12 protein-coding genes are annotated in these 24,416 nt (G+C 62.0%); 4 read left to right on the top strand and 8 right to left on the bottom strand.

Annotated elements, in window-relative coordinates; all coding sequences use genetic code 11:
• Positions 1 to 3: 3 nt before the first annotated feature.
• Both ATY77_RS02095 and ATY77_RS02090 read left to right on the top strand, forming a co-directional pair.
• A complete protein-coding gene (locus tag ATY77_RS02095; protein WP_088675774.1) occupies positions 4 to 564 on the top strand; it encodes an ATP-binding protein in 561 nt (186 codons plus the stop codon).
• 13 nt (positions 565 to 577) lie between these two features.
• Positions 578 to 916, top strand: coding sequence for a hypothetical protein (locus ATY77_RS02090; protein WP_088685862.1), 339 nt, complete (start codon positions 578 to 580; stop codon positions 914 to 916).
• Between the two features lie 21 nt (positions 917 to 937).
• On the opposite strand, the gene ATY77_RS02085 is transcribed toward ATY77_RS02090, so the two are convergent.
• Complete coding sequence (locus ATY77_RS02085; RefSeq protein ID WP_088685861.1) at positions 938 to 2,074, bottom strand: helix-turn-helix domain-containing protein; 1,137 nt, start codon at positions 2,072 to 2,074, stop codon at positions 938 to 940.
• 751 nt (positions 2,075 to 2,825) lie between these two features.
• Here ATY77_RS02085 and ATY77_RS02075 point away from each other — a divergent pair.
• Entirely contained in the window at positions 2,826 to 3,026 is a 201-nt protein-coding gene (locus tag ATY77_RS02075; RefSeq protein WP_088675771.1) for a hypothetical protein, read from the top strand.
• Between the two features lie 346 nt (positions 3,027 to 3,372).
• On the opposite strand, the gene ATY77_RS02070 is transcribed toward ATY77_RS02075, so the two are convergent.
• The 7 genes from ATY77_RS02070 to ATY77_RS02040 form a co-directional block, all read right to left on the bottom strand.
• Positions 3,373 to 4,815, bottom strand: coding sequence for an HlyD family type I secretion periplasmic adaptor subunit (locus ATY77_RS02070; RefSeq protein ID WP_088685859.1), 1,443 nt, complete (start codon positions 4,813 to 4,815; stop codon positions 3,373 to 3,375).
• Complete coding sequence (locus ATY77_RS02065) at positions 4,812 to 6,956, bottom strand: peptidase domain-containing ABC transporter (RefSeq protein WP_088685858.1); 2,145 nt, start codon at positions 6,954 to 6,956, stop codon at positions 4,812 to 4,814. The genes ATY77_RS02070 and ATY77_RS02065 overlap by 4 nt, the downstream gene beginning before the upstream one ends.
• 99 nt (positions 6,957 to 7,055) lie before the next feature.
• Positions 7,056 to 7,364, bottom strand: a complete 309-nt coding sequence (locus tag ATY77_RS02060) for a hypothetical protein (protein ID WP_088675768.1) — start codon at positions 7,362 to 7,364, stop codon at positions 7,056 to 7,058.
• 65 nt (positions 7,365 to 7,429) lie between these two features.
• Positions 7,430 to 8,662 carry a GTP-binding protein gene (locus ATY77_RS02055; protein ID WP_088685857.1) on the bottom strand — a complete coding sequence of 411 codons (1,233 nt, stop codon included), beginning with the start codon at positions 8,660 to 8,662 and terminating at the stop codon, positions 7,430 to 7,432.
• Positions 8,663 to 8,711: 49 nt separating this feature from the next.
• Complete coding sequence (locus ATY77_RS02050) at positions 8,712 to 13,991, bottom strand: DUF4082 domain-containing protein (RefSeq protein ID WP_088685856.1); 5,280 nt, start codon at positions 13,989 to 13,991, stop codon at positions 8,712 to 8,714.
• A 272-nt stretch (positions 13,992 to 14,263) separates the two neighbouring features.
• Positions 14,264 to 15,448, bottom strand: coding sequence for a GTP-binding protein (locus ATY77_RS02045; protein ID WP_088686239.1), 1,185 nt, complete (start codon positions 15,446 to 15,448; stop codon positions 14,264 to 14,266).
• An 89-nt stretch (positions 15,449 to 15,537) separates the two neighbouring features.
• Entirely contained in the window at positions 15,538 to 22,551 is a 7,014-nt protein-coding gene (locus tag ATY77_RS02040; protein ID WP_088685855.1) for a DUF4082 domain-containing protein, read from the bottom strand.
• 525 nt (positions 22,552 to 23,076) lie between these two features.
• On the opposite strand from ATY77_RS02040, the gene ATY77_RS02035 reads away from it, so the two are divergent.
• Positions 23,077 to 24,393 (top strand): polysaccharide biosynthesis/export family protein, encoded by a 1,317-nt coding sequence (locus ATY77_RS02035; protein ID WP_088685854.1) that lies wholly within the window; start codon positions 23,077 to 23,079, stop codon positions 24,391 to 24,393.
• Positions 24,394 to 24,416: the final 23 nt, after the last annotated feature.

Here is a 24,416-nt window from a genome sequence, read left to right as displayed (position 1 = left end):
GGGATGACGATCCTATATGGACTGGAAGATCTGGCGATCGGAACGGGCGAAAATATCACGCGGCTGCGCCTTTTCGAGGGCCCCCTCGATCTCGGTTGGAAACATTGCGCGATCACCTCGGATTTCGTCGCCGAGTTCGTCGCCTTGCGCTACCGCACATCCCATAGCCTCTATAGGGAGGTCCGGCATAATGTCGGTTATCTCACCAACGAGCTTGTGGAGAATGCGGTCAAATTCCGCGCAGCCGGCGAAATCGTCGTGGAGGCTTCGGTTGAGAACAATGTCTTTCGCGCAAAGGTCTCCAATCTCGTCGATGAGGAAGCCTCCCGGAAATTCCAGCATCTGCTGTCGCAAATCACCATCAGCGATCCGGGCGACCTCCTCATCGAGAAGATAGAGGCAAATGCAAGAGACGCGGATTCGACCATCTCTGGTCTCGGGCTTCTCACTCTCATGAGTGACTACGGCGCCCATTTTGCATGGGTTTTTGGCGCGGAGAAGCCGGATGGCAGAATTCCGCTTGAAACCTATGCGTCCATCACAGTTCCAGATGCCTCGAATTAACGAGAGAGTGGATATGGAAATCAAGGAAGAAGAATATCAGGTCTGGTCGGAAGGTACGGAAATCTTCTTCGACGGAATCATGCGCCTGCCCAATACCGAAGCCTATGCACCCATCTTTTCCCTTGTCATGAGTATTCTGGAAGCCGCTCCGGATCGCGTCACCGTCGACCTTACAGGCTTGCAATTTCTCAATTCTTCCGGGATCAACCTGCTCGCGAAGCTGACGATCGAAGTCCGCAACAAGCCGAATGTCCAATTCACGGTACGCGGAAGCTCGGAATATCCGTGGCAGTCGAAATCCCTTCCGAACTTGAAGAAGCTATATCCGGGCGTGGATCTCAGGCTTGCCTGAGCGGAGGCCTCGGACACCAGATCATAGCCAATCACCGATTGTGGTCCCGCGACGAGGCGCGGGAAGCGCAGCCGGGACAACCGGGCGCTCAGTTGCGACGGTTTTTCTTATGTCGCGTGGGCTGAGCCCGAATTCATGGCTGAAAGCACGCGTAAAGTTGGCAGCGGCGTTGAAGCCGGCGGCCTCGGCGATCTCGGAGATTTGCCTGTTGTCGGCCGGGTTGCTGAGATCCGCATAGGCCTGCAGCAATCGACGTTTGCGAATGTAGTTGAAGACGCCCCCGCTCGCTTCGAACAATTGATAGAGCCGCGTGCGCGAGATGCCCAACGCACGGCACATGGCGTCGGGGGTCAGATCGTCTGAATGGAGGTTGAGGTAAATGTAGCGGTGCGCCCGCTCCATCATGCCCATGCCGGTCGGGATCTGGCCCGTATCCGGCCTTGTGGACGACGCGACGCATGCGACGACCATATCGGAAATCGTTTGCACCACCCGCGGCACCTCCCCGGCGGTCAGACTGCTCAGGTTTGCTTCCAGGCCAGTCATGTAGCTTATAAGCAATTCGGCCAGGCTGCCGGACAGAACCGTATTGTTGCCCCCCTGGAGAAGGCTCGCATTCGCAGCCAGCAATTCATAGGGCAAGAAAACAAGCACGGCGACGGAATCAATCATTCGTCCGCGATAGGGATGACCGAGAGATGTGAAAAGTGCCTCGCCGGGGCCGACCTCCGTGACGCGCCGGTTAACCTCGGTCCAGGCCCGGCCGCTGCGAAACAGGCCGACGCTCCAGTGGTCAATGGGGCTCGAGCGCAGCATGGTTTGATCGCGAATGAAACTGTATGCCTGCGCGCGCTGCTGAATGATGAGGACGTCACCAAGACGCCAGCCAACCTGTTCGGCGAGGAAGCCGTCGTCCGCCGAGCTTGGGTCCGGCAGACGGACATCGACGAGCGGCGCCATATGCGCGCGCCAGGCCTCGAACTGCTCTTTCGGCGGCAGATCCTGCGTCGAGAAATGCAAGGGAACCAGCGCAGGCGGCACATCCAGGCGATGTTCCTTTTGTATCGCAGGTTCGCGAGGCCACCGCCGCCGCTCCCTTTGGTCCGGCCGTTCCTGTTCCTGGGGGAGGTCATCTCCAGGTTCGGACTCCTTACTCATCCAATCCCTCCCGCGCATGCCTTTTGAAATTGAGAGCGAAACAAACGTTCTCGCGGGGCTGAACCTTCCGTGCCGTTCCAGCATGATGCCGAAAAGTGTGAGCGGTTTTCGGACGACATCATGCTCTAACTCTTTAATTTAGAACAGGATTCAGATTTTAGGCCAAAGAGCCTAAAATCATTCTGTTCCAAGACGGCCGCAACGTTACGTGTATAAATCATCTATCATATTCTAATCCGAGCAGAAATGTACGAAATGATAATTTACGGGATGCGAAGATAACGACAAATGCGTGCTGATCCTGTATCTAAATAAGCAATGGTTGAGGCCATAGCAGTTCTGAGATTCAGCAATATCTCATGTGGCGACGCAAGGTAGTTGCAGAGCACTTTCAAGTGCGAAGCGACACCAATCAAAAGAAAACATGGCGACCGCGAGAGGATAGTCGTGACTATCCGAGTGATATTCCTGCAGGCTTTGGACAAGCTTCGGCCTACGATTGAATTCTTCTCGATACGAACCGCAGAAGAATTCTTGTTGCCAGCAATGCGAGTTTTGCCCGATCGCATTTTATGGAAGACGCTCCTGATGCCGGATGGGCGGGTGACGGTGGAGCGAGGGGTTGCGCGCAGCCGAGGCGCCATCTGTGTCTATGCGTAATGAGCCGAGGCTTGCACGCAACCCCTATCTATTCGACGCTTCGATGAATTTTACACGAACCTGCGCTTTCATGTGCAGAACGGAGGCTAAGATGACCACCATAAGCAACGAGAAACAGATAGAATTGAACCCGATTTCGAGCTGCAGAAGCGCAGTCGAAGTCGCCATGGTGGAAATGCTCGTGAATTTGCAGAAACGCGGCTGGCTCGCAGAGGAACTGGCGCTGGCGCTCGCAGATGCCTCCGAAGACCTCGTCATGCTCATCGCGAACAAGAAGCCTCGATCGCATTGATAAGCCGATCGCTTCGGCGTTTGCGGTGTTATCCGCCGCAAGAATAGCCCACCTGCTTGCCGACTCTTCACAAGGCAAGCTCTACCTGCGACGGGTGAATCCGCCGCAGGTATCGTTCGCTGGGATGTTTATCCTCTTTGAATTCCACCTTCATCTCAAGAACGATCAGGGATGGCCATCGCGAGCCCCGCTGGCCATTGTCGCGCCAGAAGCGCCTCGCCACCCATATTCAACGGATCCGCGCAATGGGGCAGTGGAAAGCCGTGACTGCCCCGGCAGCCTGAGCTCAATGACAAGCGCTTCGTCCGGGCTTCGGTCAAACAACGTGACATCACCCTGCCGCGTCCTACGGTTCGCGAATTGCGTTATCGAGGCCACGCAGCAGTGGATACAGGAAATAGGAGATCACCGTTCGTTTGCCGACCTTGATTTCCGTGGACACGGTCATGCCGGGAAGCAGTCGCACCGGGACATCTGCGGCATTCAGCCGGGTGTCGGCCAGCAGGATCCGCGCCTTGAAGAAGGGGGCGGCAGGCTGGCTGGGGGTCTCTGTCTGCTCCTGTTGGCCGGTGACGAATGTATCCTGGCTGATGGTTCTCACCTCGCCCGAGGCCGTGCCGTATTTCTGGAAAGGATAAGCGTCGAGCTTGACGCGGGCTTCCTTGCCGACAGCCACGCGGCCGATGTCGCGGGTGTTGATCGAGACTTCGGCTTCGAGCGGCACGTTGATCGGCACCAGGGTCACGATCGGTTCGGCTTCGCGCACCACCGATCCGATGGAGCGCTGGGCGAGATCGAGCACGACGGCATCGGCGGGTGCGGTCAGCGACACCATGTTGCGGCGCAGTTCCATCTTCTTCAGCTCTTCATCGGCCATGTCGCGCTGACCGCGCAGTTCCACCAGCTGCTCCATGGCGGCGCGGCGGAAATCCTCGATGAAGGCCTGGCGGTCAGCCCGGAGCTTGGCATAGGCGTGGGCGGCCTCGTCGGCCTTTCCGCGGACGGCGGTCAGATCGGATTCGACGTCGAGACGGGCGTCGCGCGAACCGAGCATGGTGATCAGCGAGCCGCTCTGCTTGTCGTAGAGCCGCGTGCGCGCGCCTTCGATCTGCGAGAGCGTGTCGCGCCGGTCGATGAGCACGGCCTCCTGGTTCTTGCTGGCGGCAAGTGCGGCCGACTGGCCGGCGATCTGCTGCTCGAAATTCTGCAGTTGCGCCATGTAAAAGGCCCGCCGCTGACCGAAGAGCTGCACTTGCAGCATCTCGTCCGGCGTGTTGCCAGCCATGACCGTGTAGTCGTCGCCGGCAAGCTCCGCCTCGATGCGCTTCACCTGGGCGTCAAGCGCGGCGAATTTTGCCTGCTGCTGATCGACATCGGCCTGGCTGAAGGTGGCGTCGAGGGTTGCGAGCGTCTGCCCGGCATGCACCACCTCACCGGCCTTCACGTCGATCGTGCGGATGATCGAGGTTTCGAGCGGCTGGACGACGATGGTCGGCTGCGTGGTGACGAGTTTTCCCGGCGCAATGACCACTTCATCGATGGAGGAGACGGAGGCCCAGGTGATGACCGCGGCAAGCAGCGCAGTGACGCAGTAGAGCGTCATGCGGGCAACGCGCGGCGGCGCGCGTTCCTCGAGTTCCACCGCATCGGACTGGAATTCCGCGATTGCCGGCGGCAGCGGCGGGCGGGCTACAAGTTGCCCGCCCCTGCTTGAAGGCCCCTTGTCTGCAGGCCTCTTCTCTGTGGGCACCGGCATGTTTTCGTCGGATTTTCTGATATGCGCGTTCATGCGACCTGCCTCATCTGCTGCGACCACAGGTGGCGGTAGGTCATGCAGCGCGACACCAGCTGATCGTGCCGACCGATATCGGCGACCTTGCCCCGCTCGATGACGAGAATGGCATCGGCGTCGACGAGTGTCGAAAGCCGGTGCGAGACGATGATGACGGTGCGGCCGGCGGCGATGCGGCTGAGATTTTCGCGGATGATCGCCTCGCTGTCGGGGTCGAGCGCGCTCGTCGCCTCGTCGAAGATCAGAAGCTTGGGATCGGTGATCAGCGCGCGCGCAATTGCCAACCGCTGCTTCTGGCCTCCGGAGAGATTGGCGGCGTTCTCCTCCAGCATCGTGTCGAAGCCGCGCGGCAGCCGCTCGATGAATTCCTCGGCGCCGGCGACACGGGCGACCTCCATGATTTCCTCGATGCTGGCATCGGGTTTTGCGGCGGCGATATTGTCGCGCACAGTGCCGCGAAACAGGAAATTATCCTGCAGCACCACCCCGATGCTGGTTCTGAGATGAACCAGGTCGATTTCGCGGCTGTCATAGCCATCCATGCGCACCAGCCCCTCCTGGCTCTGGTAAAGCCCCTGGATGAGCCGGGTGATGGTCGTCTTGCCCGAGCCGCTCTTGCCGACCACGCCGAAGACCGAGCCTGCCGGAATGGCGAAGGAAACGTTGTCGAGCGCAGGTGCTGCGTCGGGCGCATAGCGGAAGGTGACCCTGTCGAATTCGATGCGGCCATGCAGATGTGGCCTGACCCCGCGCCCGCGGCCCGCCTGTTCCGGCCGCTGGTTCATGATCTCGCCGAGCATGCGCACGGACAGCGCCACTTCCTGATATTCATGCACCATGGTGACGATCTGCACGAGCGGCCCGGAGACGCGGCCGGCGAGCATGTTGAAGGCGACCAGCGCGCCGATCGTCATCGCGCCTGAGAACACGTCGAGCGCGCCGAGCCCGATGATGGCGACGCTCATCAGCTTTTCCAGAAGCCCCGTCAGCGACTGGGCGATGGTCGAGATCTTCTCGACGCGGAAGCGCACGGAGATGGACTGGGCCGAATAATCGTCCCAGACCTTGCGCTGGCGCGGCTCCAGCGCCAGCGATTTGACGGTGCGCATACCGTGCACGGTTTCGACAAGCAGGGCCTGCCGGTCGCCTTCGGCTTGGTAGAGCGCCTGCAGGCGGCGCTGGAACGGCCCGACGAGCATCATCACCGCCAGACCGACAAGCGCCGCGAAGCCGAGCACGACGAGCGTCAGCTTGACGCTGTAGAGAAGCAGGATCGGCACGAAGACGAAGAGCGAGACGCCGTCGAGAAGCGTCAGGAACAGCCGACCGGTCAGGAATTCGCGGATGCGCCCCGTCTGCTGCATATGCTTGACGAGAACGCCGGCAGACGCCTGCTCGAAGAGTGCGATCGGCAGGTTGAGCAGATGGCCGAAGGTGCGCGTCGCCACCCGGATGTCGATCCTGTTGGTGGCGTAGAGCAGCAGATATCGGCGCAGGAAGCTGAAGGTCGCGTCGAAGACGAGCGCCACCGCGATACCGATCGTCAGAACCGTCAGCGTCGCATAGCTCTGATGCACGAGCACCTTGTCGATGACGAGCTGGAAGAACATCGGCGTCGTCAGCCCGAGGCCATAGAGCACGAAGGCGGCGAGCGCCACATCGCGGAAGAAGCTGCGCTGCTTGATGATCTCGGGGATGAACCAGCGGAAGCCGAAGGGCCGGTCCTCATCGGACATGCGATAGTTGCGCTTCAGCAGAACCACCGATCCGAACCAGGCCTTGGCGAATTGCTCCTCGCTCAGCAACATGACTTCTTGGCGGGCGGCAAGCGGGTCGAGAACGCGGATCCTCTCGTCCTCGCCCTCCCCGATGGCGCCGGCGATGACCACCCAGTTGCCGTTCGAAAGTTCGGCAAGAGCCGGGAAGGCCTCGCCGAGCTGGAACAGGCTTCGCCAGTCGAGGGTCAGATGCCTCGCCCTGAGGCCGGCATCCTTGGCCATCCGGAGCATCTGCCGCACGGCCACCGGATCGTTGCCGACGGCATAATCGTGCTGCAGTCGCTCAGGCGAAAGATCGACGCCGTGATGACGCGCAACGAGCGCAAGACAGTGCAGGTTGGTATGCAGAAAACCACTCATGGCCCACCCGAAACGCTACAAGACCGAGACTTGGATTTAAAAGTTGGAGACGTCTCCTGCGCGTCCGGATCGACGCGCAGCGCTCCACACCTCTGTTCATCAGTTGAAGTTCGGCGAGGCGTTCGACGCACCGCCCTGCGTCGATTGGATGTCGGCAGCCGCCGCCCCCGACATGTCGCCGATGCGGCGGACCGCACCCGCCTCGACCAGCCCGCCGAGCGCCTTCTGCATGAGATCGACCGCATTGGCGAAGGCATCCACCGGCATGATGATGCGCTGGCGGAACACCGGCTTCGGATTGTTGTTGGCGTCTCGCTCGGTGGCCGAGAGCGACATCACGTCGATGCGCACGATCGTTCCCGTGATGGTGATTTCACCGATGCCATCTGCATAAAGTTCGCTGCTCATTGTTCTCTCCTCTGGTTGATGTGAAAACTGTCACTTTGCGGCGCATCGGATTGTCCGAATCCGCTTCACGCTTTTCGCCCCGATGCGTGCGTGTCATGCCGCCATGCCGGAAACGGATCGCGAAGACCGACGGCGGTTTGCGGATCGAAGCCTGTTTCTTCCCCGGTCAGGCAATCGTCGAGCGCGGCCCGGATCGCCGCCTTGTCGAAGTGCGAGCCGATGAAGACGAGTTCCTGGCGGCGGTCGCCCCAGACTTCGTCCCAATGCCGGTCGATGAGCTGGCGGAATTGCGGAAAGCGAGGCCATTGCACCTTCGGCACGGAGGCCCACCAGTATCCTCTGGTTTCGATGCGGCATTGGGTGCCGGCGATCGACAGCAGGCCGATCTCATCAGGCCTCGTCGCCAGCCAGAAATGACCCTTTGCGCGGATGAGGCCTGCCCATTTCCTGTCGAGGAAATCCTTGAGCCTGAGCGGTGCGAAAGGCCGGCGGCTGCGATAGACGAAGCTTGAAATGCCGTATTCCTCGGTCTCCGGCACATGGTCGCCCCAACCGAAGAGCTCCTTGTGCCAGAGCGGGTGGCGGGCAGCCTTCGCCTCGCTGAAGAGGCCGGTATCCAGAATCGTGTCGAGCGGCACCTGGCCGAAGACCGCCTCGACGACCTGGGCATCCGGATTGAGTGCGGCGACGACCCGGCGAACCTCGGCAAGGTCGGCGCAAGACACGTCGCCTGCCTTGTTGATGATGACGACATCGGAAAATTCGATCTGCTCGACGAGCAGGTCCACGAGCTTGCGCTCGTCGTCCCCGTCACGCCTCTCGCCGCGATCGGCAAGGAACTCGGCGCTGTGGTAATCGGCAAGCAGATTGACCGCATCGACGACGCAGACCATCGTGTCGAGCCTTGCCACGTCGCAAAGGGCCGCCCCGCTCTCGTCGCGGAAGGAGAAGGTGGCCGCGACAGGCAGCGGTTCGGCGATGCCGGTGCCCTCGATCAGCAGATAGTCGAAACGGCCGGCGGCCGCGAGCCGCCTGACCTCGCTCAGGAGGTCTTCGCGCAGCGTGCAGCAGATGCATCCATTGGTGAGCTCCACCAGTGTCTCGTCCGTGCGCAGGAGGTCCGCACTCCCTTCACGCACGAGATCAGCATCGATGTTGACCTCGCTCATATCGTTGACGATGACGGCAACCCGACGCCCTTCCCGATTGCTCAGGACGTGATTGAGCACAGTCGTCTTTCCGGCGCCGAGAAACCCGGCGAGAACCGTAACCGGCAATCTGATATCTGTACGCATCATCGATACTCTCACACTTCACGGCATGCTTGGCCTTGCATCCGCGTGGGCGTTACGCCGCGAGCTGCGGTTTGAATGCGACGTCCACGTAGTAGTTCGTGCTGTTATAGCTGGCGGTCGGGAACAGCCCGCCCGATCCATAGGCATAGACGCCGTTGTTGCCGCCTGATGCCTTCAGGTCCCCATTCGTCACGTCGCTGGCGAAGTAATTGCCGGTCGCCGAATAATGGCCGTTGGTGCTGTAGGAAACGACGTAGGTCGTATCCGCCTGGATCGCGATCTGCTGGCTGAGCTGCGCGGTCTGCCAGCCGCTCGCCGTCTCGTTGTTGAAGGTGACGCTGCCGAGAAGCGTGCCGGAGGCGGTCCACAGATAGCCGTTGTGCGGGCCGGTATTGTCGGCGCCCTTGTAGAAGCGGATGGCGGTGATCCAGCCGGCGGCATCGGCCTGGAACTTCATGCCGAGATTGACCTGCTGGTTGTCGTTGACCGAGACGACCGAGGGCGTCGCGTTTGATGCAAAGAGGTTCTGCTCAGGACCGGCGGCGGCGTTGTTGATGGTGAGCGCCACCTGGGCCGAGGCCGTGCCGCCCTTGCCGTCCGAGATCGCGTAGCCGAAGCTCGCCGGTCCGGAATAACCAGCCGTCGGGGTGAAGGTCACCGTCTGGGCCTGCGCGTTCCAGGCGACCGAGCCGTTGACCGCGCCGCTGACGCCGGTAACGGTGAGCGGATCGCCATCGCCATCGGTATCGTTTGAAAGCAGCGCCGAGGCCTGGATGGTAATCGGCGTGCCCGTATTGGTCGAGTAGCCGCTGTCATTGGCGGCGACCGGAACCGCATTCTGCGCACCCTGCTGGTAGAGCACGTCCACCCAGTAGTTGCTGGCATTGTAGGAAGCGGTCGGGAACAGGCTGCCCGTACCATAGGCATAGACGCCGTTGCCGCCGCTGACCGAACTGGCCGGCGCCGTCAGCGCGCCGCTCGTATGGTCGGTCGTGAAATAGTTCGCCGTTGCCGAATAGAAACCGTTCGAATGGTAGCTCGCCACATAGGTGGTGCCGGCCGTGACATTGATCGGCTGGGTGAAGGAAACCGTCTGCCAGCCGCTTGCCGTCTCGTTGATGAAGGTTGCCTGGCCAAGGAGCTGGCCGCTCGCGGTCCAGAGCGAGCCGACATGCGTGCCGGTATCCTGAGCGCTCTTGTAGTAGGTGAGCCCGGTGATCTGGCCATTGGCGGAAGCGATGAACTTGACGCCGAGTTCGACCGAGTTGGCGTCATTGGCGGCGCCAACACCCGACGTATCGGCACCGGTAAACAGGCTCGAGGTCGTGCCACCGCCGGGCTGCGAATTGACCGTGAGGCTGACGGTGGCCGAAGCCGTGCCGCCATGCCCGTCCGAGATCGAATAGGAGAAGCTTGCAACGCCGGTATAGCCTGAATTCGGCGTGAAGGTCACCGTGTTGGTCTGGCTGTTGAAGGTCACCGTTCCATTGACCGCGCCGTTGGCGCCGGTAACGCTCAGCGGATCGCCGTCGCCATCGCTGTCGTTGGCAAGCAGGTTTGCTGCAGCAATCGACAGGGCCGTGTTGGCATAGGTCGTGTAGCCATTGTCATTGGCGGCGACAGGCACCGTGTTGCCCGTCGACTGGTTGAAGACGACATCGACCCAGTAATTCGACGACTGGTAGCTCTGGGTCGGGAAGGTCGAGCCCGATCCGACCGCATAGACGCCGTTCGTACCGGCCAGCGCCGTCAGCGAGCCGTTGGTATGGGCCGTGTTGAAATAGCCTGCCGTCGCCACATAGCTGCCGGTCGTGTGGTAGGAGGCGACATAGGTCGCACCCGCCGTGATCTGCAGCGGCGTGGAGAAGTTCGCAGTCTGCCAGCCGGAGAGCGACTCGTTGTTGAAGGTCACCGTCGCAACGAGCGTGCCGTCGGCTCTCCAGAGGGAGCCGGTATGCACGCTGGTATCGCCGGCAGCCTTGTAATAGCGGATGCCCGAGATCGTGCCGTTTGACGAAGCGACGAACTTCATGCCGAGTTCCATCGCTGTATTGTCGTTGAAACTGCCGCCGGTCGGTCCCTCGCTTGAGGTAAACAGCGTCTCGCCGGCCGGACCTGCCTGCACGGTGAGGCTGACATTGCCCTGATCCGTGCCGCCGCGACCATCCGACAGCGTATAGCTGAAGCTTGCCGGGCCTGAATAATTGTTGGCCGGCGTGAAGGTGACGGTTCCCGTCTGCTTATTGAGAGCGACCGTGCCATTCACGGCATTGCCGACGGCGGTGATGGTCAGCGCATCGCCATTGGCATCGACATCATTTGCCACGAGCGCGGCAATCGAGATGACAAGCGTTCCGTTGTGGCCGATGGTCAGCCCGCTGTCGTCGGTCGCCACCGGCTGGCTGTTGGGGCCGGCATCGAAGACCACATCAACCCAGTAGTTGGAGCCACCGGGGCTCTGACCGGGGAACGTGCTGGTGCCGCTATAGGCAAAGACGCCGCCGCCATCGACTGCCTTCAGCGCACCGCTGGCATAGGGCTCGCTGAAATAGTTCTCGGTGAGGGAGAAGAATCCGTTGCTGTGATAGGAGGCCACATAGGTCGTGCCGGCGGCGATCTGGATCGGCGAGGAGAACATCACCGTCTGCCAGCCGGAGAGCGATTCACCCACCGACACGCCGGTTGCGAGCAGCGTTCCGTCGCCGGACCAGAGGCTGACGACGTGGTCGCCGGTATTGTAGAAGCCCTTGTAGAAGCGGATGCCCTGCACGGCGCCTGCCGTCGTTGCCTGGAAGCGCAGGCCGAGCTCGACCGGATCGCGATCGATCGCCGTTTCCACAGCAGGCTTTTCCGCCAGCGTCCACAGGCCCTGCGTGCCCGGCAGGGTGACCGTGACCTGCTTGCCGGCCGATGGCGCCTCCAGATTGACGCTGTCGTCGACGGCGCGCGACAGGATGGTATAGGTGCCGCTTGCCTGTACGACCCAGTTGTAGCTCCAGCTTTCGCGGCCGGTGGCCTTGAACCAGTGCTGGCCGCCATCGGTGGAAACCTCGACGCCGGCGATGATGCCGCCGCCGAAATCCTGCGCCGTGCCCGTGATCGTCACATGCTGGCCTTCGAGGAAGCTTGCGCCTGATATCGACGAGCTGATCGTCGAGGTGGGCTTCAGCGTGTCGGTCGACTGGGTCGCGAGGATCAGGCTCGCATCCAGCGTGGTCGGCTGGATGCCCATGTCGGCGAACATGTTGACCATCGCCTGCTGCACGTTGCGATCGGTCGATGTCGTCGGGCCTTGGTGGTTGTCGCTCAGGCCCCAGGACCAGAAGACGGTGCCGGCGCCGAAGACCAGCGCGCCGCTTTCCGCGCGGTACATGGTGAGGCTGTGGGTGGCGATCGCCGAACCGACCGTCGTGCCGTAGTCGCGCAGATATGTATCCACCGAGATCGACGAGAGCGACAGGTTGACGAGACCGTCAGGCCGGAAGCCGTTCTCGACATCGGAATCCCACTCATAGCCGAGCAAGTTCTGCACCAGATTATAGGTATCGCCCTCCTGCAGCTCCGAAACCTCGGTATTGCGCCAGAAGCGCAGGTTCGAATAGTCGTAAGGAATGGAGATCGTATCCTGGCGGTAGCTGTCCACCTGGAACATCGTGCCGGTCAGCGAATTTTCCGGCTCCTGCCCCGGATCGGCATAGCGCGGATCGCGCCAGGTGCCGGTGCCGACATTGCTCGGATCGGTGCTCGTGCCCCAGGTCTCCTTGTAGCAGACCATGGTGCGATAGGCTTGGCCGCTGCCGTCGATGCTGCTTTCCCAGCGGACCTTCCAGTAGCATTCGTTGCCGCTCCAGAAGGCGAGGTTGACGCCGGCATCGCGGGCAGCCTCGACATTTTCGCGCTGTTCTGCAGACCAGTATTCGTCGTGGCCGACAGAGAGATAGGCATCGTGATTGAGCAGCAGCGCGCCGTTGCGAGTCGCATCGACGCCGGAAATATAGGACACGTCGTAGCCGTTCTGCTCCAGCCACGAGATGGCGGAGGATTCGACGCCGAAGATATAATCGTGCGAGCCGCCGATCGGGCTGGTATTGGTGATAATCGGCCGGTTGTAGCTGACGGCGGACGCACGGCCGATCGCGGTCAGCCCGCAGCTGCAGTTCGGCGGCAGGTAGCCGATCATGTCGGCCGGATCGACGGGAACTTCGCCATAATAGAGGCTGGCGCCGCCCCAGGCATTATAGGCCTGCCAGGTGGTGTCGGATGTCTGGAAGACGATATCGCTGGTAGAAGCATCGTCGCGTACGACGAAGGGGATGATACTCGCATCCTCAGTGCCATCCTCACGCACCAGCTTGGCGAAATAGACGCCCGAGACGGCATCGTCGGGAATCTCCCAGCTCGCCGATACCGACCAGTTGCCGCAATCGATGAGCCCGAGCGACATGTCGACGATCGGGTGCGGCTGGATCTGCGCCGTGGTCAGCGATTTCTCGATCGAGTCGACCTTGCGGGCGCCCATACCGCCATAATAGCCCATGCGGTAGATATCGATGCGGTAATGGGTGGAATCGGTGGCGATCTTGAAATCGACCGTCTGGCCGATATTGGTGCTGATTTCGGTGGCGAAACCCTGGATGGTGCCGTTGCCGTCGCCCTCCAGTCCCCATTCGCTGATGGGGTTGCCCTGCCTCAGGTTTTCGAGCGCGATCTTGTTGGGCGTCACCACAGCTGCAGGCGAAGCCACCGCCGCCGGTGCCGCCAGCGCTGAGGGAGCCGCGGTCGTTTCAGCCGAAACGTCCTGGCTCGCTTCCTCCGAGAGGGAGAGCGTCGAAACCTGAAGACGCAGCGAAGTTGTGCCGAGGCTGCTGGAGGAGCCGACCGGCGCCGCCGTTTTCGCGCTATCCGTCTCGGCATTGCTGGTGACTCCCGTAAGCGCCGGAGCGGCAGGCAGTGTCGCAGCCTCCTGCGATGGATCGGGGGCAAGCACGGTGTCTTGCTTTGTCGAGGAGGGCGTCTCGAACACCGTCGCAACCGATGCCGTCTTGATCGAGCTGTCTTGCGCGCCGCCGTCGCCCGCAGGCGCCGTCGGCGATGCGGCGGACGATTGCGTGGTACCTGATAACGACATCAGTGACGATGTGACCGTATCGGTGAAGGAGGATTGGACGGTAGCGCTGCCCTCGTTGGCAAAGCCGGAAAAGGCCTGCGTGCTCGAAGACACCACGATCGGAGTTGCAAGCAGTGCAGTCCAGGTTGACGTTACGTGACTGATGCAAGGCGTGCCGCCCGAAGCACTTAAATATTCTCGATTCCTCACATGAAATCTTAACAAGAGCGGCGTCCCCGTTTCCGTCGACCAGCATTGGAGATTTCATCCTGCCAGCTTTCGAAACGGAGCGTACGACAGCAATCAGGGGTATGTGGGTGGTACCGCATACGCCGATATGATGACCCTCACGCCATACCCGACCGATAGGCCCCAAAGCCTCCTGCTGCCGCTGCTTTAAGCGGCTGACACCGGTGGAAAAAGAGATTGCTTGACCCGACTTCGCCAATCCGGCTGTCGAAGAGGTAAGCGCCGGCCTTGTCCTGCGGCGCTCCGTGCTACCAGGCCGGAAATGGATCTTCGAGAGCCGACCAGTCCCGTGGATCCGAGCTGGCCAGACAGTTGTCCAACGCGCTCCGGACACCCGTCTCGTCCATATCAACACCGATGAACACGAGCTCCTGCCGACGGTCGCCCCAAGCGCTGTGCCACCGGCTCTCGATATGCTGACGAAACTGCTGATGGCTAGGCCAGTCCTGTCGGGGAACGGCCGCCCACCAGAGCCCCATGGGTTCGCAGCGCCGCTGCATCCCGGCGGCCGACATCACACCCACGTGACGCGGCCGCGTGGCCAGCCAGAAATGGCCCTTGGCGCGGATGACCCCCGGCCAGGGCTCGTCCAGGAAGGCTCTAAACCGCGTGGGGTCGAAGGGACGCCTCGTGCGATAGACGAAGCTCGTTACCCCGTATTCCTCCGTCTCCGGAACATGGTCGCTAGGGCTGTACAGCTCTTTGTGCCACAGCGGGTGGGCAGCAGCTTTTACTTCGTCGAAGAGGCCCGTATTAAGGATGCTTGCAAGCGCGACCTCGCCGAAGTCAGTCTCCACCTGGCGTGCATCCGGGTTGAGCGCAGCCACCGTCTTGCGAACGTCCGCGCGGACCTCTTCGCTCGCATCCGAGATCTTGTTGATCACGACAATATCGGCAAACTCGATCTGGTCCACCAACAGGTCGATGAGCGTCCGCCGGTCCTCGCCGTCCCGCTGCAGCCCGCGATCGCGAAGCAGGTCGGCGCTGCTGTAATCGGCCAGGAGGCTTGCGGCGTCGACGACGGTCACCATCGTATCGAGTTTCGCAAAATCGGAAAGCGAAACACCGCTCTCGTCGCGGAATGAAAAAGTTGCCGCGATTGGGCATGGCTCGGCAATGCCGGTCCCTTCGATCAGCAGATAGTCGTATCGCCCCTCTTCGGCCAGTCGCCGCACTTCCGTCAGGAGATCATTGCGCAGGGTGCAGCATATGCAGCCATTGCTGAGCTCGATCAACGTCTCCGTCGTATGCGACAGGTTGCAGCCGCCGTCTCGAATGAGACTGGCATCTATGTTCACTTCGCTCATATCGTTGACGATGACGGCGACCCGCAGACCCTCGCGATTGCTCAGCACGTGGCTGAGAAGCGTCGTCTTGCCGGCGCCGAGAAAACCCGAGAGCACTGTCACCGGCAGCCGGTCGACGCGGTTCATCGGCATCCTGTCAATGAGGGCATTCGGAGCGACTGACATCAGCGTCTTATGAGCCTCATTCGAAACCGTTTCTAACCTCGTTTTACGCGTCAGGCGACAAGCTGCGGTCGGAAGACCACATCGGCGTAATAATTTGCCGAATCGTAGGTATTGGTGGGGAAGAGACCCGTGGTGGCAGATCCGCCATAGGCATAGACCCCATTGCCGCCGGCGGCAGCGCTGGATAGCGCCGACAGCGGACCGTTGCTGACGCCGTTGGTGAAGAAGCCATCCGTCGCCACGTATGCGCCTGTTGTGTGATAGGAGGCGACATAGGTGGTGTTGGCTGTGATGGTGACGGGTGTTGCAAAGTTCACCGTCTGCCAGCCGCTCGCCGTGGTGTTGGTGAAGGTGGCGGTGGCGAGCCTGGTGCCGGTGGAGGTCCACAGATCGACGACGTTTTGCCCGTTGTCGTTGGCGCTGCGGTAGAACCTGATGGCGGTGACGTCACCGGCGACGTTCGACTGGAACTTGACGCCGAGCTCGAGCTGCTGGCCGTCATTGAGGTTCGTCTGCGCCGGCGTGCTGGAGGCACTGAACAGACTGTAGGTCGCAGGCGCCACCGTCGCAGTGATATTGAAGGTCTCGTTGGCGGCGAGGCCGCCGAGATCGGTCGCCGTCACCCTGACGCCGTAGGTGCCGGCTGCCGTCGGCGTGCCGCTGAAGGTCCGCGTCGAAGCGTTGAAGGTGAGCCAGGAGGGCAGCGCCGTGCCGTCGGCGGCCGTGGCCGCATAGGCCAGCGTTTCGCCGCTGTCGACATCGGTGAAGGTCGTGGACGGCACCGCGAAGGAGAAGGCCGAGCCGACGGTGGCATTCTGGTTTGCCGTCTGGACGGCGAGCACCGGCGCATCATTGGCGCCGTGGATGGTGACGGTCAGGTTTGCCGTGGCGATGGCGCCGGCAGCGTCGCGCATCGTATAGCTGAAGACCTCGCTCAGCGTGTTGGTCGACTGGCGCAGTCCCTGCACGGCGCTGTTGGCCTCGTTGACGGCATAGCTATAGGCACCCGATGCGTTGAGCACCAGACTGCCATAGGCGCCGTTGAGGGCTGCGCCGAGCGTGCCCGACGTCGCCCCGAAGCTGACCGCCGTCACCGTCTTGGTGTCGCCGGCATCCGGGTCGGTATCATTGGTCAAGACATTGCCGCTGGCGGCCACGCCGCCCGAGCCGTTGGCGACGCCGCCCTTTTCCGTCGCATCCCCGGCATCGGCAACCGCCGTCGGCGTCGTGTTGCCTGATGTCGACACGGCGATATTGAAGGTCTCGTTGGCCGAGAGGCCGCCGAGATCGGTTGCCGTCACCCTGACGCCATAGGTGCCGGTTGCCGTCGGCGTGCCGCTGAAGGTGCGCGTCGTGGCGTTGAAGGTGAGCCAGGATGGCAGCGCCGTGCCGTCGGCGGCCGTGGCCGCATAGGCCAGCGTTTCGCCGCCGTCGACATCGGTGAAGGTCGTGGACGGCACCGCGAAGGAGAAGGCCGAGCCGACGGTGGCGTTCTGGCTCGCCGTCTGGACGGCCAGCACCGGCGCGTCATTGGCGCCGTGGATGGTGATGGTGATGTTTGCCGTGGCGGTGGCGCCCGACGTGTCGCGCATCGTATAGCTGAAGACCTCGCTCAGCGTGTTGGTCGACAGGCGCAGTCCCTGCACGGCGCTGTTGGCCTCATTGACGGCATAGCTGTAGGCGCCCGATGCGTTGAGCACGAGACTGCCATAGGTGCCGCTGAGCGCCGTGCCGAGCGTGCCCGATGTCGTGCCGAAGCGGACCGCCGTCACCGTCTTGGTGTCGCCGGCATCCGGATCGGTGTCGTTGGTCAAGACATTGCCGCTGGCGACCACACCGCCCGAGCCGTTGGCCACCCCGCCCTTCTCGGTCGCATCCCCCGCATCCGCAACCGCCGTCGGCGTCGTGTTGCCTGACGTCGACGGCCGGAAGACCACATCGGCAAAGTAATTGGATGCGTTAAAGCTGGCATTCGGGAAAATGCCTGTGGTGGCAGATCCGCCATAACGGTAGACGCCATTGCCGCCGGCGACGGCACTTGACTGGGCCGTCAACGGACCATTGGTGACCGCGGCCGTATAAAAATTGTTGGTCGCCACGTATGCGCCTGTTGTGTGATAGGAGGCGACATAGGTGGTGTTGGCTGTGATGATGACGGGTGTTGCAAAGTTCACCGTCTGCCAGCCGCTCGCCGTGGTGTTGGTGAAGGTGGCGGTGGCGAGCCTGGTGCCGGTGGAGGTCCACAGATCGACGACGTTTTGCCCGTTGTCGTTGGCGCTGCGGTAGAACCTGATGGCGGTGACGTCACCGGCGACGTTCGACTGGAACTTGACGCCGAGCTCGAGCTGCTGGCCGTCATTGAGGTTCGTCTGCGCCGGCGTGCTGGAGGCACTGAACAGACTGTAGGTCGCAGGCGCCACCGTCGCAGTGATATTGAAGGTCTCGTTGGCGGCGAGGCCGCCGAGATCGGTCGCCGTCACCCTGACGCCGTAGGTGCCGGCTGCCGTCGGCGTGCCGCTGAAGGTCCGCGTCGAAGCGTTGAAGGTGAGCCAGGAGGGCAGCGCCGTGCCGTCGGCGGCCGTGGCCGCATAGGCCAGCGTTTCGCCGCTGTCGACATCGGTGAAGGTCGTGGACGGCACCGCGAAGGAGAAGGCCGAGCCGACGGTGGCATTCTGGTTTGCCGTCTGGACGGCGAGCACCGGCGCATCATTGGCGCCGTGGATGGTGACGGTCAGGTTTGCCGTGGCGATGGCGCCGGCAGCGTCGCGCATCGTATAGCTGAAGACCTCGCTCAGCGTGTTGGTCGACTGGCGCAGTCCCTGCACGGCGCTGTTGGCCTCGTTGACGGCATAGCTATAGGCACCCGATGCGTTGAGCACCAGACTGCCATAGGCGCCGTTGAGGGCTGCGCCGAGCGTGCCCGACGTCGCCCCGAAGCTGACCGCCGTCACCGTCTTGGTGTCGCCGGCATCCGGGTCGGTATCATTGGTCAAGACATTGCCGCTGGCGGCCACGCCGCCCGAGCCGTTGGCGACGCCGCCCTTTTCCGTCGCATCCCCGGCATCGGCAACCGCCGTCGGCGTCGTGTTGCCTGATGTCGACACGGCGATATTGAAGGTCTCGTTGGCCGAGAGGCCGCCGAGATCGGTTGCCGTCACCCTGACGCCATAGGTGCCGGTTGCCGTCGGCGTGCCGCTGAAGGTGCGCGTCGTGGCGTTGAAGGTGAGCCAGGATGGCAGCGCCGTGCCGTCGGCGGCCGTGGCCGCATAGGCCAGCGTTTCGCCGCCGTCGACATCGGTGAAGGTCGTGGACGGCACCGCGAAGGAGAAGGCCGAGCCGACGGTGGCGTTCTGGCTCGCCGTCTGGACGGCCAGCACCGGCGCGTCATTGGCGCCGTGGATGGTGATGGTGATGTTTGCCGTGGCGGTGGCGCCCGACGTGTCGCGCATCGTATAGCTGAAGACCTCGCTCAGCGTGTTGGTCGACAGGCGCAGTCCCTGCACGGCGCTGTTGGCCTCATTGACGGCATAGCTGTAGGCGCCCGATGCGTTGAGCACGAGACTGCCATAGGTGCCGCTGAGCGCCGTGCCGAGCGTGCCCGATGTCGTGCCGAAGCGGACCGCCGTCACCGTCTTGGTGTCGCCGGCATCCGGATCGGTGTCGTTGGTCAAGACATTGCCGCTGGCGACCACACCGCCCGAGCCGTTGGCCACCCCGCCCTTCTCGGTCGCATCCCCCGCATCCGCAACCGCCGTCGGCGTCGTGTTCGAGGACGACGGATTGAACATCACATCGACCCAGTAATTCGTCTCATTAAAGGTGGCTGTTGGGTACAGGCTGCCGCTGCCGTATCTGTATACGCCGTTGCCTGTCGCCGGTGCCGTCAGCGGGCCGCTCGTCACATTGGAGAGGAAATAGTCGGCGGTGGTCGAGTAACGACCGGTATTGGTATGGTAAGACGCCGTATAGACCTGCCCGGGCGTCAATGCCACAGGACTGGAAAAAAACGCGGTCTGCCAGCCGCTGGCGGTCTCGTTGGTGAAGGTGAGAGTGGCGATCCGCGTGCCCGTGCTCGACCAGAGTGAACCTGTGTGCGTGCCCGTGTCCAGGCTGCCCTTGTAAAAACGAATGCCGCTGACCGTCCCTGCCACGGAGGTCTGGAAACGGACCCCGAGTTCGACGGCTGAGCTATCGTTTGTGTTGACGATAGCCGGCGTCGCCGAGCCGAAAAGGGACGTGTAACTCGGTCCGCTGACGGTGACCGTGCGTCCGGCCGAGGGTGTTTCGAGGTTGATGCTGTCGTCTACGGCGCGGGACCGGATCGTGTAGCTGCCGGCAACCTGCGGCGACCAGCTATAGGTCCAGTTTTCATCGCCTGTCGCGGGATGCCAGCTCGCGCCGTTGTCGGTCGAAACCTCGACGCCGGCGACCACCCCGCCGCCCGTGTCGGCAGCGGTGCCTGTGATCGTCACGTTAGATCCAACGGCCACCGTCCCGGGCACCGTGATGACGGAGGTCGGAGCAGCCTGGTCCGCCGAAGCGGTCCCGGCGACGAGCCCGGATTGCAGCGTCCCGGGTTGAATCCCCATATCGGCAAGCAGGTTGACCATCGCCTGCTGCACGCGCGGGTCCGTCGGAGTCGCCGTGAGATCGTGATTGTCGCTCAGGCCCCAAGTCCAGTAGACGGTGCCGGCGCCGAACACCAGCGCACCGCTCGGCGCGCGATAGAGCGTCAGATTATGGGTGGCGGTCGCATTGCCGGTCGTGTTGCCATAATCGAGCAGGTAGGTGCTGACCGGAAGCGTTGTCGACGACAGCTTGACAAGGCCCGCCGGGTCGAAGCCGTTGTCGGACGCTTCGTCCCACTCGTAGCCGAGATAGTTCTTGGTGAGCGTTGCCGTCTGGCCAGGCTGAAGGTTGGCGACGCTCGTATTGCGCCAGAAACGCAGATTGGCGTCGTCGTAGGGAATAGTGATCGCCTGGAGATTGCTGCCGACGTCGTCGACCTTGAACAACTGCCCGGTCAGTGAGTTTTCCGGGCTTCCGCCGCCGATGGCAGGCGGGCTGAAGCGTGGATCGCGGAAAGTGCCCGTCCATTCGTTGGAAGGATCGATGCCGGATCCGGCCCATGTCTCCTTGTAGGTGATCAAAGTGCGATAAGGCGTGCCGTCGGCGCTATAGGCATTGCCCCAGCGGGTGCGCCAATAAACCTCGTTGCCGCTCCAGAACATCAAGTTGACGCCGGCATCGCGCGCAGCTTCGACATTCGTTCTCTGCTGCCCCGACCAGTATTCGTCATGCCCGGCGTCGATATAGGTCTTGTGATTGAGCAGCAGGCTGCCGTAGCGGTCAACGTCGACACCCGACAGGTAGGAGACGTCATAGCCGTTCTGTTCCAGCCAGTAGATGCCCGCATATTCGGCGCCGAACAGATAGTCCTGCGGGCCGGCAAAAGTGCCGACCCCACCGCGGGTCGCAATCGGTCTGTTATAACTGACCGCATAGGCGCGACCAGCACCCTGCCCCGTCGCCGGGCCGTTGCCGCCATAGAGATTTGCGCCGCCCCAGCCGTTGTAAGCCTGCCAGGTCTGATCTGCCGTCTGAAAGACGATGTCGCTTTGGCTGGAGTCGTCACGGACGATGAACGGGATGTGATTTTCGCCGGCGGTGCCATCCTGACGGACGAGCTTGGCGATATAGACGCCTGAGACGGCGTCCTCCGGCACGGTCCACGACGCCGAGACCGCCCAGTTGCCGGCATCCACGGTTCCGGTCGTGGCGTTGCGCAACGCATTGGGCTGCGTCTGCAAGCCGGTGTGCTGAATGGTGTGAACCTTGCGGGCGCCCATGCCGCCATAATAGCCGAGGCGATAAATATCGATCCGGTAGTTGGTGGAGTTGGTATTGATCTTGAAGTTGATCGTCTTGCCGTTGTCGACGCTGATGTCTGTCGCAAACCCCTCGATGTTGGAGCTGCCGGCACCGTCGATGCCCCATTCGCTCTCCGGGTTACCCTGCTTCTGGTTTTCCAATACAATCGCGTTGCTTGCTGCTGCGGCCGCCAGATTTTGCGTTGTCAACGATCGCTGCGCAGAAGGTTGGGGTGGCGTCGTCACCGAGCCGGAAAGCACGCCGACACCTTTCGTGGTGGTGCCCTTTCCTGTCTCTCCGCCGCCTGGCAATGATCCGTTGACCGTTGATTCTGTCCAGTTCGCGGTTCCGCGCCAGCCGGAAAGAGGCGACAGGTCACGATCGAGGAGCGGGTCGCTGATCGAGGCGCCGATCGCCCGCTTGATCGTCGCCACATAGTCCGGCCCCTCGGTCAGCTTGGTGCCCGGCAATTGGCCGTCCTGCTGCAGCAGGGCGCCGCCATGGGCCCAATCGAGGATACGCGTCGGGGAGGTAAAGTAGCCGCACCCGCACACACCAAAGGGCATGCCGAACGCCAGCGCATTCGCTCCAGCATGCTGCGCGGTCGACTGCGCTGACGGCGTCGATTCGAGAATGACGACGCTGCCCGAGTGTGACCGCTCAGCCGCCACCGTAGCGGAAACTTGCCCGGACGCTGTCGGTGCAGAGCCTTGCGGCAGGTACGAAGCAAGAGGATCGTCGCCTATGGAGCTCATGCCAGGATAAGTGCGCGGCGTTGCCCCAAACGCAACTCTGTCCGCATCCGGCGCGAAATGGACGAAACCCGGCGCCTGAGAGGAGAGCACAGACCGGGTCATATCACCGCTTCGCTCTCCTATTTCGCGATTGATCGTGAAAGCGTCAGGCAAGGGCGGCGCTGCGGGGCTGTCGTCGGCCCGACTAACCGCCTCGCCATTCACGTCTGCGCTCTGCCTGGTATCATGCTCGTTGAGCGCCGCGTCCTCATGGGGATCGTCGACAAGGGTGCCCGGCTTGCTTCCATCCACGGTTTGCGCCGCTGCCGCGAGTTGAGCGCTATCACCGTGCTTTCCAGGCTTGCGCGGCCTCTCCTTTCCGCCGACCGTCAACCAACGGGGAACCAACGAATCCATCAGGAGCGAGCGCGAAGTCCACCGGCGAGCGTTGCGATACATGAGAGAAACCCTCGTGAAATTAATAGGATCGAATCTATGATGATCGCTTAAATACGAAGCTCCCAAGTATAGTCGAAAAGGACCAGAATATATCCTACGCCTTTCGCTCTACAGGCGGCATCCTTTGGGCAAGCGGCCGTTTTGCCGCACCAGAAAGCCGCACACGGAACTTTGAGCAACGGCAGAGGCTCTTGGAATTGCGGCATCTTCGATCTTGCCCGATCACGGCCCGGCGCCGCAGCTGGTCGCCGCCCCTCTCGGCCAGCGTGCCTATTCCTCCATGCAAACCTTTGATCTTCCGGGATGATAGCTCTGCGCCGCGCGGGATATGTGCTCCTGCTCGATTAGGCTGAGGCACCCTCTCCCACCTCATCAATAGTGATGAGGCAAAGCAAGCGGCCTCCACCTTCCTCAAGGCTTCGCCAGATTGCACACTAGCGATGCGGCTCCGAACCTGTCGTTTGGCGGCCGAACAGCGTCAAAGCGTGGACTGGCATCCGTTTAAGGGTGTTTTGCAGGCGAGATATGTACATGAATTCATCGCACCGCACCCCTCACTCGCTCCTTTGCGCGACGTTTGCCATCAGCGCATTCGTTTTTCTGGCCGGAGCCGCGCCGCCGGCTCTCGCCGACAGCGCGTCCTTGGCGCCACAAACGAAAATTCGCCTGACGATCGTCCAGTGGATGCAGTCCAAGGGCCAGTATGAACGCTGGGATGCGCTTGGCGGCGAATACAGCGTCTCCGAGGACGGTACGGTCTCCCTGCCGTTCATTGGCTCTATTTCCGTCGGCAATCTGAAAGACACCGACCTCACAAACGAGATCGGCAAGCGTCTGCAGGAAAAGATCGGCTTGGTTCAGGCACCGGCGGTCAGCATCGAAATTCTCGAATACCCGCCGATCTACGTCGTGGGAGACGTGACCACGCCTGGGCAATACAGTTTCCACCCCGGACTGACCGTCCTGCAATCGCTCGCCATGAGCGGCGGTCCGCGTCGCGCCAAGGAACAGGAGGAAACGCATTCGATCCAGATCGTCGGAGAATTGCGCGAGATCGATCATTCGATCCTGCGCAGCAGCGCGCGGCTGGCGCGGCTCCAGGCGGAGATGGATGGAGCGAAGGACATCGTCTTCGATCAGGCGACCGGCGCCGATCAGCAATTTGCCGCCGCCATATACAATCAGGAAAGGATTATCTTTCGGGCTCGCGCCAATGCGGTGGAGAGGCAGGCAAGGGCGTTCACCGAACTGCGCGATCTTTTGACCACCGAGATCTCGACGCTGGAAGAGAAACTGACCGGCGCAGACGACATTATCAAAACTGTCGAGGACCAGTTGGCCAGCGTCAAGTCCCTGGTCCAGAAGGGCCTGACAGTGTCGTCAAGGCAGATGGATCTGGAACGGTTGCTGACGACCTACCGCTCCGACAAGCTTGACCTTGTAACCGCCGTCATGCGGGGCCGCCAGGCGGTCAGCGAGGCGACGCGCAACCTCGAGGGGCTCTACGACACACGCCGGAGCGAAGTGGCGATCGAAGCACAGTCCGAGCGGGCAAATCTCGATCAATTCAAGCTGAAGCGCGAAACACTGCAGAAGCTGCTCATCACCGACCTTGGGAGCAATGATGGTGTGAAAAACCTGGTCGTTGACCTCCCGCTTACCTTCAGCGTGACCCGTCGCAGCGACGGACAAATCAGTCAGTTCGAAGCCTCGGAAACGACGGTGCTGGTACCGGGCGACGTGGTGAGGATCGTTCAGCCGCGCATTCTGGAGAATGCGCCACAGGCCAACACGGGCCCGTCTTTCGAATCTCAGACGCTCGCAGATCGAGCCGTCCAGTGACCCGCGACGTGCGGACAGGCTCC

This window comes from Rhizobium sp. R634 (assembly GCF_002211305.1).
In the GTDB taxonomy this organism is placed as follows: Bacteria; Pseudomonadota; Alphaproteobacteria; order Rhizobiales; family Rhizobiaceae; genus Rhizobium.
The sequence above is the reverse complement of the archived record's forward strand: the minus strand, read 5'-3'. Positions and strand labels throughout refer to the sequence as shown.

What these genes read in the sequence shown, in the direction of transcription:
- ATY77_RS02095 (WP_088675774.1), top strand. Translation starts at nt 4, where the DNA reads ATGACGATCCTATATGGACTGGAAGATCTGGCGATCGGAACGGGCGAA.
- ATY77_RS02090 (WP_088685862.1), top strand. Translation starts at nt 578, where the DNA reads ATGGAAATCAAGGAAGAAGAATATCAGGTCTGGTCGGAAGGTACGGAA.
- ATY77_RS02085 (WP_088685861.1), bottom strand. Translation starts at nt 2,074, where the DNA reads ATGAGTAAGGAGTCCGAACCTGGAGATGACCTCCCCCAGGAACAGGAA.
- ATY77_RS02075 (WP_088675771.1), top strand. Translation starts at nt 2,826, where the DNA reads ATGACCACCATAAGCAACGAGAAACAGATAGAATTGAACCCGATTTCG.
- ATY77_RS02070 (WP_088685859.1), bottom strand. Translation starts at nt 4,815, where the DNA reads ATGAACGCGCATATCAGAAAATCCGACGAAAACATGCCGGTGCCCACA.
- ATY77_RS02065 (WP_088685858.1), bottom strand. Translation starts at nt 6,956, where the DNA reads ATGAGTGGTTTTCTGCATACCAACCTGCACTGTCTTGCGCTCGTTGCG.
- ATY77_RS02060 (WP_088675768.1), bottom strand. Translation starts at nt 7,364, where the DNA reads ATGAGCAGCGAACTTTATGCAGATGGCATCGGTGAAATCACCATCACG.
- ATY77_RS02055 (WP_088685857.1), bottom strand. Translation starts at nt 8,662, where the DNA reads ATGATGCGTACAGATATCAGATTGCCGGTTACGGTTCTCGCCGGGTTT.
- ATY77_RS02045 (WP_088686239.1), bottom strand. Translation starts at nt 15,448, where the DNA reads ATGAACCGCGTCGACCGGCTGCCGGTGACAGTGCTCTCGGGTTTTCTC.
- ATY77_RS02040 (WP_088685855.1), bottom strand. Translation starts at nt 22,551, where the DNA reads ATGTATCGCAACGCTCGCCGGTGGACTTCGCGCTCGCTCCTGATGGAT.
- ATY77_RS02035 (WP_088685854.1), top strand. Translation starts at nt 23,077, where the DNA reads ATGTACATGAATTCATCGCACCGCACCCCTCACTCGCTCCTTTGCGCG.